Source organism: Candidatus Enterococcus murrayae (assembly GCF_017315985.1).
GTDB lineage: Bacteria > Bacillota > Bacilli > Lactobacillales > Enterococcaceae > Enterococcus_A > Enterococcus_A murrayae.
The window spans coordinates 38002-51516 of record NZ_JAFLVR010000030.1; the positions used below are offsets into that span (position 1 = coordinate 38002).

The 13515-nt window shown below is 39.3% G+C and carries 11 protein-coding genes; 10 read left to right on the forward strand and 1 reads right to left on the reverse strand.

Going from position 1 to position 13515, the window contains the following annotated elements:
• Positions 1-12: 12 nt before the first annotated feature.
• The 8 genes from JZO85_RS13000 to JZO85_RS13035 all read left to right on the forward strand — a co-directional run bounded on the left by JZO85_RS13000 (position 13) and on the right by JZO85_RS13035 (position 8469).
• A complete protein-coding gene (locus JZO85_RS13000; protein ID WP_207108966.1) occupies positions 13-681 on the forward strand; it encodes a response regulator transcription factor in 669 nt (222 codons plus the stop codon).
• Positions 665-2026, forward strand: coding sequence for a sensor histidine kinase (locus JZO85_RS13005; RefSeq protein ID WP_207108968.1), 1362 nt, complete (start codon positions 665-667; stop codon positions 2024-2026). Before JZO85_RS13000 ends, JZO85_RS13005 begins: the two co-directional genes overlap by 17 nt.
• Positions 2023-2634 carry a hypothetical protein gene (locus tag JZO85_RS13010; RefSeq protein WP_207108969.1) on the forward strand — a complete coding sequence of 204 codons (612 nt, stop codon included), beginning with the start codon at positions 2023-2025 and terminating at the stop codon, positions 2632-2634. The genes JZO85_RS13005 and JZO85_RS13010 overlap by 4 nt, the downstream gene beginning before the upstream one ends.
• A 288-nt stretch (positions 2635-2922) precedes the next feature.
• The gene (locus JZO85_RS13015) at positions 2923-3891 is read left to right on the forward strand and encodes an SIS domain-containing protein (RefSeq protein ID WP_207108970.1); all 969 of its coding nucleotides are present in this window, start codon (positions 2923-2925) and stop codon (positions 3889-3891) included.
• A gap of 14 nt (positions 3892-3905) precedes the next feature.
• Positions 3906-4721 carry a fructoselysine 6-kinase gene (locus tag JZO85_RS13020; RefSeq protein ID WP_207108972.1) on the forward strand — a complete coding sequence of 272 codons (816 nt, stop codon included), beginning with the start codon at positions 3906-3908 and terminating at the stop codon, positions 4719-4721.
• Positions 4722-4789: 68 nt separating this feature from the next.
• A complete protein-coding gene (locus JZO85_RS13025) occupies positions 4790-5500 on the forward strand; it encodes a GntR family transcriptional regulator (protein ID WP_207108974.1) in 711 nt (236 codons plus the stop codon).
• A gap of 25 nt (positions 5501-5525) precedes the next feature.
• Complete coding sequence (locus JZO85_RS13030; RefSeq protein ID WP_207108977.1) at positions 5526-7028, forward strand: amidohydrolase family protein; 1503 nt, start codon at positions 5526-5528, stop codon at positions 7026-7028.
• Positions 7029-7068: 40 nt separating this feature from the next.
• Positions 7069-8469 (forward strand): YfcC family protein, encoded by a 1401-nt coding sequence (locus tag JZO85_RS13035; RefSeq protein WP_207108978.1) that lies wholly within the window; start codon positions 7069-7071, stop codon positions 8467-8469.
• A gap of 201 nt (positions 8470-8670) precedes the next feature.
• Here JZO85_RS13035 and JZO85_RS13040 read toward each other — a convergent pair whose 3' ends face one another.
• The gene (locus JZO85_RS13040; protein ID WP_207108980.1) at positions 8671-9678 is read right to left on the reverse strand and encodes a hypothetical protein; all 1008 of its coding nucleotides are present in this window, start codon (positions 9676-9678) and stop codon (positions 8671-8673) included.
• An 838-nt stretch (positions 9679-10516) separates the two neighbouring features.
• Here JZO85_RS13040 and JZO85_RS13045 point away from each other — a divergent pair.
• Both JZO85_RS13045 and JZO85_RS13050 read left to right on the forward strand, forming a co-directional pair.
• The gene (locus tag JZO85_RS13045) at positions 10517-12076 is read left to right on the forward strand and encodes a PTS transporter subunit EIIC (protein WP_207108981.1); all 1560 of its coding nucleotides are present in this window, start codon (positions 10517-10519) and stop codon (positions 12074-12076) included.
• Positions 12077-12111: 35 nt separating this feature from the next.
• The gene (locus JZO85_RS13050) at positions 12112-13449 is read left to right on the forward strand and encodes a 6-phospho-alpha-glucosidase (RefSeq protein WP_207108983.1); all 1338 of its coding nucleotides are present in this window, start codon (positions 12112-12114) and stop codon (positions 13447-13449) included.
• The last annotated feature ends 66 nt before the right edge of the window (positions 13450-13515 follow it).

Consider the following 13515-nt stretch of genomic DNA (forward strand, 5'->3'; position numbering starts at 1 on the left):
GGACAATGACAGATGAAAAAAATTTTATTGGTAGACGATTCAGTTGAATTTTGCAACTTCATGCAGGAATTCTTGGAAACACATGGTTTTGAAGTGATTACTGCACAAGACCCTTTAACAGGAATCACCCTTTTTCGTAAATCAATGGTGGATCTAGTTATTACCGATCTAAAAATGGGGGAAATCGACGGCATACAATTTATGACGTTGATTCAAGAATCTTATCCAGAAGCAAAGGTCATTATTTTGACTAGTTCCGAAAGTGAAGAAGATGAGTTTCGCGGTCTAGATCTTAAGGCAGATGAATATTTGAAAAAAGGAACTTCGTTGAAGATTATCTTGAAACGGATCGTGCGTGTTTTAGAGCAAGAAAACAAGGATTCTGAGGAAGTTCTATTTAGCAAGAGGGAGAACTTGACGATTAAAAAACGGACACGACAGGTCTATAAGAACAACGAGCTAGTCGCTTTGACTAGAAAAGAATACGATTTATTGGTGCTGTTTCTTCGGAATAAAAATCGAGTATTGTCTCGCGAAGTCATTTTTCGAAGTGTCTGGAATAAGGAGAGTGAGCTAGTTGATTCACGGGTAATCGCGACACACGTGAAGCAGATTCGGGCGAAGCTATCACTTATAAGTCTTTACAATATCAGAGGTGTTGGGTATGAGTGGACAGAATAATCGAAAATTTAAGGTTGTAGTGGCATTATATGGTTTTTTAATCGGAATCATCGTGCTGCTTTTTCTGCTTTATCCGACAATCTACAATCGCTTTGAAAAACAGCGGCAGGACCAAACAATGACGAAAGTGGAGACAATTCTAAAGAAGGATAAAAATGTTTCAAAAAAATTGGAAGCAACAACAAAGGAATCTGCAATAGAATTGATAGTCTTAAAAAATCATCGTTTAGTCTACGAATCTCTTCCGCTTCAGGGAAAACTATCCGACATAAAGAAATTTGTCAGAAAAGAGAATTTAGTTTTTCAAAAGACCTATAAGTATAGAGATTATGCTATCTGGATTGCCTTTCATCCGCAAAAAGTCCAAAGTCAATTTAATTGGCTGGTCGCCTTTATTTGTCTGCTAGTCACTTTGCTGGTGGTTTTGATTATTCTGGCTGTTTACTTTATCTATGGTCAGCTTTTACAGCCCTTAAGAAAGCTTCGCGAGAGTATTCTGGCATTGAAGAAATTCAATTTTGATCAGGCGATTTTAATTACTGATTATAAAGATGAAAACGGCTTGTTAGCTGATCTTAGTACGTTTTCAAAGGAACTAAAAAGTAATATCGATGAGATTGGAACAAAGTTTACAGAGCTCGAATTGAAGCTTCAAGAAGAACAGGATTTAAGCCTATATAAGGAAAAGCTGGTTAATTCGTTGATTCATGATCTCAAGACCCCATTGAGTATTATGATCATGTCGGTGGAAATGCTATTAGAAAATAAAACGATTCCTAAATCAGCAAAGAATCAATTAGAGGAGCTGCTCGAGCGGGAAAACACGATGCTGACAAGCATCAATGATATTTTGAAAGCTTCAAACCAGCAGGTTGAACTTATGCCTGAAACGACTATAGATTTAATCCCAATCATTCGAGAGTCACTCAATAATTTCCAAATACTAATTAAAAATAAAGGCTTATTTTGTGAAATCAACATGCCGCAGAGTATCAGCCTGCAAATTTCTAAGATAGAGGCGGAACAGCTGCTGCACAATGTTCTATCAAACGTCATTAATTACTCGCCAGAAGATGCAGAATTTACTCTAGATATTGATGAAAAAGAGGATCAACTAATTCTGACGGTTTCTAATGAGGCAGAGGATTTGGAGCAAATTGACTTTGAGCATGTATTTGATTTATTTTACCATTCTCAAACAGCGAAAAATGAGTTTAGTACGGGCTTAGGCATGTATACAATTGCGGCGATCGTTCAAAAAAATAAAGGAGATTACACCTTCTATCCGAAAGACGGAAAAGTCTATTTGACAATCCAATTACCTTTAAAGGGTGACGTATCATGAAGAAAAGAGTGATCATACTATGTTTGTTTTTCAGCTGTTGGTTGTTTCCGCAAGAAAGCTTTTCTGAGACGACGCTGCCTAACGAACCGGGAACTTACCCAGTCAAAACAAGCTATGTTGAGGATGGAAAAGAGCTGCAAAAAATCATTTATGTCACTGTAAAAAGTGAGGATACTGTAATCGTTGGCGATGTTGCGATTGATGCAAAAGACTTTTTAATGACTGTTGACCAGGCGAAGAGACTTACCGCAAAACAAGCGATCAATTACAGTGAGGCTAAGGCTTGGAGTACGATTGATGGCTCAGAAAAGGTGATCACAACGGTTGATTTGTCTAGTATTCGCCCAGAAACTGGTGTGTATCAAGCTGCTTTTTCAACAAACGAAGGGGTGACAAAGATAGTAAACGTGACAGTAGACGAGCCGCTATTAGGCAATCGTGAGTTGAACAATTACCAAAATAAATTTGTCTCAAGCTCTTGGCGTTTTCTGTTGACATTAGGCTTTTTATTAGTGCTTATTTTGCTGACACCATTAGTGATCGTTCTCTTTTCTTCTAGAAATATCGTTCAGGTCATCAACGAATTGATTGAGATTTTTTCCAAGTAAATTTTTTTGACCTCGAAGCTCAAAAAAGTTCAATAAACTACATTAAATGTTTAGATAAACGCGATTCGCCAAAAAAGAATGCTAGGTTAGCTGAGTTCAATCATCGTTTTTACTTGATGGTTGGGCTTTTTTATATGGAGTGAATATGAAACAAAACTCTTTAGTAATAAAAATGTATGACACTAGAAAAATATTTTTGAAAAATAGATTGACTTTCTATTCGCAAGAAATTAATATATGAGTATACATAACGTCATATAACGTTATAACTAAAAGGAGGATTTTTTGATGGATGTGAACAAAGTAGTTGCTGAAATAGTTAAGAAGAATGGAGGAGAGCTATCAGGAATATATTTCGTTGCTTGTGGTGGTTCATTAGTGGATATGTATGTTGCAGATTATTTTATGAAAGCAGAAGTTTTGAAAGCGGGTACAGGTCTATACACTGCTAATGAGTTTGTTCAAGTTGTTCCTAAACGTTTGGACGAACATTCTGTAGTCATTCTTTGCTCTCATGGCGGCAATACGCCAGAATCTGTTGCAGCAGGAGAAGTTGCACAAAAAAGAGGTGCAATTACTATTGGTTTGACTCATAATAAGCATGCTGAGCTGTTGAAAGTTTCGGATTATAGTTTCTTATACGAATGGGGCGATGGAGCGAAGGTTTTGAATAATCCTATGGCAATTATTTTGGATTTGACCGTTTCATTAGTTAATGCGACAGAAGGGTATTCCTCATATGATAAATTCCGTGAAGGCATGACGATTATTGACACAGTTGTAGATAATGCGAAAAAACAAGTGCAGGATCGTATTAAGGTTTTTGCAGATAAGTATCAGGAAGAAACAATGTATTACATTTTAGGAAGCGGACCAAGCTATGGCCACGCCTATGGATTTTCGATTTGTTCATTAATGGAGATGCAATGGTTAGATTCAACTTCGGTTCATTCGGGCGAATTTTTCCACGGCCCATTTGAAGTGACAGACAAAGATACGATGTTTATCTTGTTAATGAGTCAAGGACGCACACGACCTCTTGATGAGCGGGCAAAAGTGTTCCTTGATAAATATGCTGAAAAAGTAGAAGTTGTCGACGCTAAGGAGTTGGGCTTAGATTTGATTCCAGACGAGGTTTCCGAATTTTTCAATCCTATTCTGTTTTATAGTGTATTGTCAGAATATCGCTCAGCTTTAGCTAATAATCGAAATCATGATCTGGATGTTCGTCGGTACATGGGAAAAGTTGAATACTAATAGGAGGAAGAAGCATGAAAGTTTTAGGTTTAGGAGACAATGTTGTTGATAAATATGTAAACCTTGCAATCATGTATCCTGGAGGAAACGCGTTGAATTTTGCTGTCTTTGCCAAAAAACTTGGTCAAGACAGCAGCTTCATGGGTGTTTTCGGTTCGGATGCAGAAGGGACACATGTTTTATCAGCTATTAAGGATTTAGAAATTGAATATAGTCATTCTCGTTTTCAAAATGGAGAGAATGGGTGCGCGCGAGTAGAGATAAAAGAGGGTGACCGCATTTTTTTAGGTAGTAATGAAGGCGGTGTCACACGTGAACATCCTATCCAACTCTCACAAGATGACCGTGATTATTTAAACCAATTTGCATTGATTCATATGGGACTATACAGCCATGTCAATCACTTACTGGAGGAACTGACAGAGGTTAGAGGAAAAATCTCATATGACTTTTCAGATGATTTTACTGAGGAGGATATTTTACGAGCAATCAATAAGGTAGATTTTGGCTTCTTCTCAGTTAGTGATTTATCAGATGTAGAAACGAAAGAATTTTTAAAAAAGTATTTCTCCTCTAAAAATGAAGTACTAGTTGCTACTAGAGGTGATAAAGCAGCTATCGCTTACGATGGGAACCAATATTTTGAAGTCCTTCCAGTTTTAAGAGAACCTGTGGATACAATGGCTGCGGGAGATTCTTTCTTGACCGCATTTTTGATTCACTATCTTAAAGGAAATGACATTGCCTCAGCGATGAAGTGCGGCAATGAGTTCGCGGGTGAATCATGCATGGTTGAAGGCTCTTTTGGCTATGGAGTTTCTTACGAGTAGCTTGTTTTATCAAAAGGCATTTGATACTCTAACTAGGAGACATAACCTAGAAAAGTGAGGACTATTCCATGTTAGATGCAGATGCACAATTACCTTTATATACACAATTAAAAGAAATAATTAAAAGTAAAATTCGAGACGGAGAATACAAGGAAAATGAAAAGATTCCACCTGAGCCAGAATTGACGGAAATTTATTCTGTTAGTCGGATTACAGTCCGTAGAGCGATCCAAGACTTGGTAAAAGAAGGCTATTTGATTAAAAAGCAAGGGAAGGGAACCTTTGTAAGCCAGCATAAGGTTTTTCGGAAAATCGAGTATGTGATTGGTTTCAGTGAAAGCTGTCTAGCCAATGGTTTCACACCGTCTAGCGAGCTTTTAGAACGAAAGGTTATTCCCGCGACTGCTGAGATTGCTAAGAAGCTGCAATTGAATGTAGGGGATGAGGTCATTTATACTCAAAGGAAGCGTATGGCGGACGGTACGCCAATTTTATTGGAAAATAATTATTTCGATAAAAAACGTTTTGCCTCATTAATGACGTCTGATTTGACGGGCTCTCTTTACCAAATTTTGGCTAAGCAAGATATTATGGCAATTAACCCAGGTGAGACGACGCTTGAAATGGCGATCGCAGATGACCAATTAGCAAAAGTAATGGAGGTTGGAATCGGCACCCCATTTTTCTACGTGAATACACTGATTAATGATCAAAATGAACGACCTGTTCACGTGGGGCATCAATATTATTTGAGCGAAGTCTACAAGTTCAGTCTATAATTTTCCGTTAATAGGAGTGAGTGAGATGCGCAAGATACTTCGTTCAAAATATATTTTTGATGGAGAAAATTCTCCTTTTAAGGGATATATTGCATTTGAAGGGGATACGATCAAAGAAATAGAGAAAGATTGGTCCTATCAACATTTAGTGGATGAACACACAAACGTTTTGGAATATGATGACTATTTTATTATGCCGGGCATACATGATAATCATGTCTTTTTCAGCGGATATCTAAGTATGCACGCTGGAATTGATCTAACAGAAGCAAATTCTGAATTAGAGGCTCTGGAACAGATCGAAGCAGCCCTTGAGCAAGCAGAAGATGTTCCTATCTATGCTTATGGCTGGTCACCGCAAGCTTTTGGCACATTGCCTACCGAGGAATCATTAAACCAGCTTCATTATGATGGGCCTATTACTGCCATTGCAAAGGATCGATCCTATTGCTGGATGAATCAGCAGGCGAAACAACGGTACGGATTCGATGAAACCGAGACGAGTGCGGAAAGTCGTTTTCGTCTTATCAAGGAAATGCTGGCTAATGAGGATTTGCTGCAAACTGTTTATCAAAAGTTTGAGCAATTGCTGCTTTCTAGAGGAGTCGTTTCGATCAAGGAAATTGTTTTCGATGACGCTGAGTTCCTGAAGAAAATCAATACGCGAAAATTGGCGACTCATTTTTATATTCAATCGGTTGAACGTCCCATTTCAACAACATTAGTAGAGCAGTATAAGGCAGAAGATTTTCCCGTTAAAGTTGCTTTTGGGGGAGTAAAAATAATGGTGGATGGTGTTGTCGCCGATGAAACAGGCGACATTACCGGAGAATATGCTTCAGGAAAAAAAGGGCCGGAAATCGACTATCAATTCATCGCAAATGAAGTTGATAAATGGAATCAAAAAGGTATTCCTTGCTGTCTAACTACAGAAGGGGATAGGGCTGGGCTTAAGGCTGCCAAAATGCTTAGTCATTTCGGTAAGCGCTTACCTAAAGACGTATGGAATTCCATCAGTGATTTAGAAATGATTACTCAGGAAATGACTCAAGAAATGGTGGAAGGCAGGGTAGTTGCGGAAATCTATCCTCAAATATTAGGATTGAATCCTTCTTATCAGGAGGCTTACATGCCAGAAATTATAGCAGGAGCGGAAGGAGCCTTCTTTAATTATCAATTGTTGCGTTCAGCCGATATTCAAGTAACAAGTGGGACTGATTTGCCGCTTTTTATAACCAATTTACCGGAATCAATCATGCGTGCTTGTTTTCGTCGTTTTCCAAAAGGTCAAGAAACATGGCAGTATGAGAAGGGGCTCTCTGTGCTAGAGCTGTTGCAAAGCTTTACTAAAAATGGCTTTTTGGTTAACGGAGAAGAGCGCTATGGCGTTCTTCAGCCAGGAAAATCAGCCACATTTGCCATTTTTGATCGAGATTTGACCCAAGGGGATTGTGAAGAAGTCGCGGCTGCTGAGACGATAATGACCTATATAGATGGTTCTGTCGTATATGAAAAAGTGTTACCTTAAATATAACGTTATGATACGATATAAGGAGTGTTAAATAAGTATGGAACTCAAGAAAAGTAAGTTTGTTTTTCCCCATAGCTACACGTTGATTTTTCTCTTAATTATTATAGCTGCCTTATTAACCTGGTTTATTCCAAGCGGACAATTCAAAACAGTCGTTGAAAACATCAACGGGATGGAAAAAACAACGGTTGTGCCAGGCACCTATCATCAGATCGATAAGGCTGGCTATGGGCAAGGAATTGGAGCGATTTTAGAAGCTCCAGCAGCAGGGGTAATTAATGCAGTAGAAGTAGTTGCCTTTGTTTTAATTGTTGGCGGAGCTTTTGGGATTATTTTAAAAACTGGAGCGGTAGATAGAGGACTATTTACTTTAGCTCAGTCACTTGGTGATAAAGGGATATTGGTTATTCCGCTATCCATGATCCTATTTAGCTTAGGCGGGTCTACTTTTGGGATGAGTGAGGAAGTCATTCCATTGTTTGCTGTTTTTGTTTCCCTGATGTTTTCATTGGGCTTTGACTCAATGACAGCTATTCTTATTCTATTTTTAGGGACTCAGGCTGGGTACATCGGTTCAACAATCAATCCATTCAATGTTTTGATTGCTCAAGGGGTGGCTGATGTTCATGGAAACCCGCTGTTAATCTATCGCGTGATTTGTTGGGCAGTGATAACAATAATTTCGATCCTATTTACTATGCATTATGCTAGAAAGGTCAAAGCAAATCCTGAATCGTCCATTGTTTATAAAAATGACCAAAAGGTGAAGCATAAATTCCAAAATTTTGAAATAGATCAGCCGTTTAGTACGAGTGATAAATGGATCATTGGCGGATTTATTTTCGGCTTAATGATTATGATCTGGGGAATTATTTCCCAAGGCTGGTACATGGTCGAAATTTCAGCGTTGTTTGTAGGATTAGGACTTTATGCCGGAATCGTTGCTAGATTTAATCAAAAGCAGATTGCTGAAGCATTTGTTGATGGATGTGCCGATTTTGCTTATGCAGCAGTAATCATTGGACTTGCACGTGGTGTCTTAGTTATTTTGGAAAACGGGATGATTATTGATACTATTTTGAACTGTTTAGCCAATTTATTAGGTGGTTTGCCTAAATTTATGTTCTCAGCTATTTTATTGATTGCTCAAATAATTGTTACTTTTTTTGTCCCATCTTCATCAGGAGCTGCTGCATTAACGATGCCGGTAATGGCACCATTGGCAGATTTAGTCCATATCAATCGTGATGTAGTCGTACTGAGCAATCAATTCGGCAATGGTTTAATGAATCTGATTTCTCCAACAGGGGGTGTTTTATTAGCTGGTCTAGCGATTGCTGAAATCAATTTTTCTAAATGGTTGAAAGTTGGATCGAAAATTTTTGTCATTTTATTAGTTGCTTCGGCAATATTACTTTATATCGCTACACTACTATAGAGATAGCTTGACTCCTCTTGCAGATGTTGTATCTCAAGGGGAGATTTTACGTCTATATTTCGCTTATTTAGGAAGTGCTTTTCAGCAAAAGAGTCTTTAATTTATTAAACGGCTACTCACCGTTTCTTATCTTCTTCAAAAATAGCAGGGGTAGTCAATAGCTCCCAATAGAATATCTAGCCTACAGCTAAAAAAACATTCTTATTTCTTTCTGCCCAAGAATTTGTTGACTCTATTTTTCCATTTTCGTTTATCTCGTTCTTCTTGGATCTTTTCTTTACTTTTGCCATAATGTTTATCGGATGTATCCAATTTTTCCGAAGATATTTTCGTTTTTTTACTTGATTTGGACTCACTGGACTCCGCAGAAGGCTCTTTTTCTTTTGATTGGGTCGGCGGTGTGTCACTTGATAGCGGCGAGGTCGTATCTGTCTCTTTGCGGGTCAGCGTATTTGATTCGGAACCGCGGGATGACTGAGCGTGAGCGGTTTTGCTGGCAGCTGAGGCAGCTGCTTTTGATGTCGGTTTTGATTCGCGAGGTTGTTCTTCTGCAACAGCTGTTTCTTGAACAGCTTCTTCTGGCTCTGCTTGAACGGCTTCGTGTTCTGCATCGATACAGCCTTTTTTACTTTTGAATTTCACATATTCAGCGAAGCGGCGGATGCCTGAGGAGCGGAAGATCGTCAAGGTAGTCAAAACGCCCAAGACTTTGGCGGTTTCCTCTTCGGAACGTACTTGCTTCGTATCACGGAGCGTCCACGTATGGCGTTTTCCGTTGGCGTCTTTAAAAATCGACACGAGATCGAATTGAAATTCGGCTATTTCATGAGTTTCAAGGCTCTTCTTTTCTAATAGCTTTTTATACAAACAAGTTTCCTTGGTAAATTGTTGATATTCTTCATCACTGGAAAATAAGCGCTGAATCACGGTTTGCCATTCTTCTAATGAGAAGAAGTGCTCAAAGTAGACACAGTGCCGGCGCAGGGTACCATTTGGTGCCGCCGTCAAAAAGATTTGACGGATCATTTCGCTTAGCGGCTGAAGGGAAAAATCCCCCACGCAAAGCGCGTGACGAAAGAGAATCGCCACAAGGTATTCCACTACTTCTGCTGCTTGCTGTGTTTGTTCAAAATAACGAAGAACCCTTTTCATCAATGTTTCTTTCTTCATTCCAAAAATTTGTCTTGACCCAAGCTTCACTACATCCATTTTTTGTACCCCCGTCTAGATCATTATTTAACCCCTGTAATCGTTTCCAATTTATTTAGTTAAAATAGTAGCGTTTGATAACGAATTTGTAAATAGAAAACGGGAATACTTTTTTTCTTTACTATCTGTTAAATAGTTTAATAGTAAGGTCAATAGAGACTTTATCCGTGAAAAATAGCTTGACATGATGTTTTTAAAATAACTAAATGATGATTTTTGTGGCAGGTAGATAAAGGGTCGGAACGTTTATTTGTTTTTTTCACTTTTTTATCTGTTGCCAAGTAATCTATCTTGTTATAATTTTTTTGCATAAAAAAATAGATCGTTGTTCATAATGAATGAAAAACTCTTGTGGCAGGACTATTCTTTGAGAGGGCAAACGCTGCTGGAAGTGGGACGAGGGCCAAGAGGAGTTGCAACTCGTTTCTTAGCCATTGAACAAAACCGTTTTGAGAAGCTTATTATCGGTTCTGTTTGTATTTCAGTATGAACAAGCTCACAAACTTGAAATTGTTTGACTTGAAGTCGCAACATGGTAGGGTTATTCCAATAGTTTGTACTTGAGGTGAAAGATTATGAAGAAGCTGCTGAGAGAAGAGCCGACGGTATAAAGAGAAGCTTCGCCTTTTGAGATTAAAAATTGTCTCAAAAGGTTTTTTTGTACTTGAAAAAAATCTTATATAAAAAGACTTGTTATTAAAAATCGGCTTCTCTGCTTCTTGGTTCCTACCTTTGGACTTAGGTCCAAAGGTTCAAGGAGATATTGTAACTGGTTTCAAAAGTTGGTAGTCTAAGGTCAAGAGATACGTATACTCAATAAAGTGAATGGAGAGAGATGATGAAAAATAAATTTTCTCAAACAATGCAGGACTTTTCTAGAGCAGTAATCGTTCCAGTGAAGTTTATGGCGGTAATGGGGTTGTTTTTAGCAGTTTCTGTTATTTTACAATTGGAATTCATGCCGAATGTGCTGCAAACGTTTGGTGGGCTAATCAAAACAATGATGGACAGCATGTTAAACAATTTGGCATTGATCTTTTGTGTGGGGATCTCAGCATCTTTAGCTAAGAAGAAAAAGGTTGAGGCAGCTCTTATTTCATTGATCGCGTTTTTATTCTTTTTAGCTGCGAATAATGCTTGGTTGACCTTGACCAATCAGCTGGCTGAAGCTGGCGAAATGGGTCTTTTCGGTACCGGCCAGGCCGTTGTACTAGGGTTTCAGGTTGTTGATATGAATGTCTTTTTAGGAATGCTGGTTGGCTGCATCGTAGCGTTTATTCACAACCGCTTCTCAGATAAGGAGTTTGTGGACTTTTTAAGTATTTATGGCGGGTCTCGTTTTTCCTTTATGATTTTGATTCCAGTTATTTTAGTTACTGCGATCGGTATGAGCTATATTTGGCCGGTAGTGAATAGTTGGATTTCTTCATTATCAGGCTTCATTTTAACGACTGGCTTGTTGGGTGTTTTCATCTATTCATTTGGCAATCGTTTCTTGATTCCGACAGGGTTGCATCATTTGCTGTGGATGCCGTTTTGTTTTACTGCTTTAGGAGGAACGGCCAAAATTGGCGGACAGGTTTATAACGGGGCAGCCAATATTTTTTACGCGGAAATGGCGAATGCGGGCTCTATCACGAGTTTAGATCCATCTTTACGGTTTGCGACTTTCGGATTTGTAAAAATATTTGGTTCGATCGCAGTGGCTTTGGCGATCATCCATTGTGCTAAGAAGCACCGCAAGGAAGAGGTAAAGGGAATGATTTTGCCGTCAATGTTTGTGGCGGCTGTGGCAGGGATCACGGAGCCGTTAGATTTCTCATTCCTGTTTGCTTCTCCATTATTGTGGCTGGTTCACAGCTTGATGACAGCTGTTTCTGAAACGATTCTTTGGGGAATCGGAGCAAGAACGTATATGCTGTATGGATTGATCGATACGTTTGTCTCGAATTCGGTCTTCAGTCCTTCAGTCACCAAATTTTACTTAGTAATCATCGTTGGAATCATCATGTCAGTTATCTGGTATTTTGTTTTTGTTTTACTGATCAATAAATTGAACATCAAAACACCGGGCAGAGAAGACGAGCTTGCAGAAGAAGCTGTTTTGCCAAACGACGCGACTGGAGCCGCAGCTGTTAGCGGAAGCAATGGCAATGATTTTGATTTAGTTGTTGGCGGCTTAGGTGGAAAAGAAAACATCGAGAGCATCTCAAACTGCTTCACTAGATTACGAGTGACGGTCAAGGATGAGGCATTAGTAGATTCTGCCCAATTAGAGAAAATTTCTCAGCAAAAGGGTGTCGTGCTAAATGGGACGAATGTCCAAGTCATCATCGGCATGGGTGTTCAAGGATTTAAAGAGGATATCTGTGAAAGATTAGGTATAAGTGAATCATAGAAATTTAGAAACTTGAAACTGAAAGGAAGATTAGGATGAAGTTGGAAAAACAGTCAGTTGTAATAGCAGGAGGAGGCAGTACCTATACTGCGGGAATCGTCATGATGCTGATTGAAAATCAGGATAAGTTCCCTTTGCGCAAGCTGAAATTTTACGATAATGATAAAGAGCGTCAGGATATTGTCGCAAAGGCTTGCGAGGTGATCGTCAAAGAACGGGCACCAGAGATTGAATTTCTGGCAACGACGGATCCCGAAGAGGCATTTACCGATATTGATTTCGTGATGGCGCATATTCGCGTCGGCGGATTAGCTATGCGTGAAAAAGACGAAAAAATCCCATTGAAATACGGTGTTTTAGGTCAGGAAACCTGCGGCCCTGGCGGAATGGCGTATGGCATGCGCTCTATTCCAGGAGTGGTGGAATTAATCGACTATATGGAGAAATATTCACCGGATGCTTGGATGCTTAATTATTCCAATCCAGCGGCAATCGTAGCGGAAGCGACACGAAGAATGCGGCCAAATGCCAAAATCATCAATATTTGCGATATGCCTGTCGCGATCAAAAAATCCATCGCTGATATTGTTGGGTTAGAAAGCGAAAGTGACATTGTTGATCGGTATTATGGATTGAATCACTTTGGCTGGTGGACGGAAATGACGGATAAGCAAGGCAATGATTTAATGCCAAAATTAAAAGAGCATGTGGCTAAATATGGATACGCTGCAGCGGAAGGCGAAGGCAATCCGTTATTGGAAGAAACTAGCTGGATGGATACTTTCCAGAAGGTAAAAGATGTTTATGCGGTCGATCCAACAACAGTGCCAAATACGTATCTAAAATATTACCTATATCCTGACTACGTTGTGGCCCACGCAGATCCTAATTATACTCGGGCGAATGAGGTAATGGATAACCGCGAGAAAAATGTCTTCGCTGAATGCGAACGGATCGCGGCGGCTCAAACGGCAGAGGATACGACGATCGAAGCTGGCGAACACGCGGAGTTTATCGTTCAATTGGCTGGTGCCTTAGCCTATAATACGTATGAACGGATGCTGCTGATCGTCAAAAATGAAGGAGCAATCGCTAATTTGGATGATGATGCGATGGTTGAGGTTCCTTGTATTGTCAGCAAGCGCGGCTATGAACCGTTATGTATGGGTAAAATTCCGCATTTCCAAAAAGGAATGATCGAGCAGCAGGTTGCTGTCGAAAAATTAGTGGTCGACGCGTTTGAAGAAAAATCGTATCAAAAATTATGGCAGGCAATGACGCTGTCCAAGACGGTTCCTTCAGCAGCAGTCGCTAAACAAATCCTAGATGAAATGATTGAAGCAAACGGTGACTGGTGGCCAGAATTGAACTAACTTCTGCCAACGAAAGTATTAATGATTGGAAACGATCATTAATACTTTTTTCTTATCCTAGATATT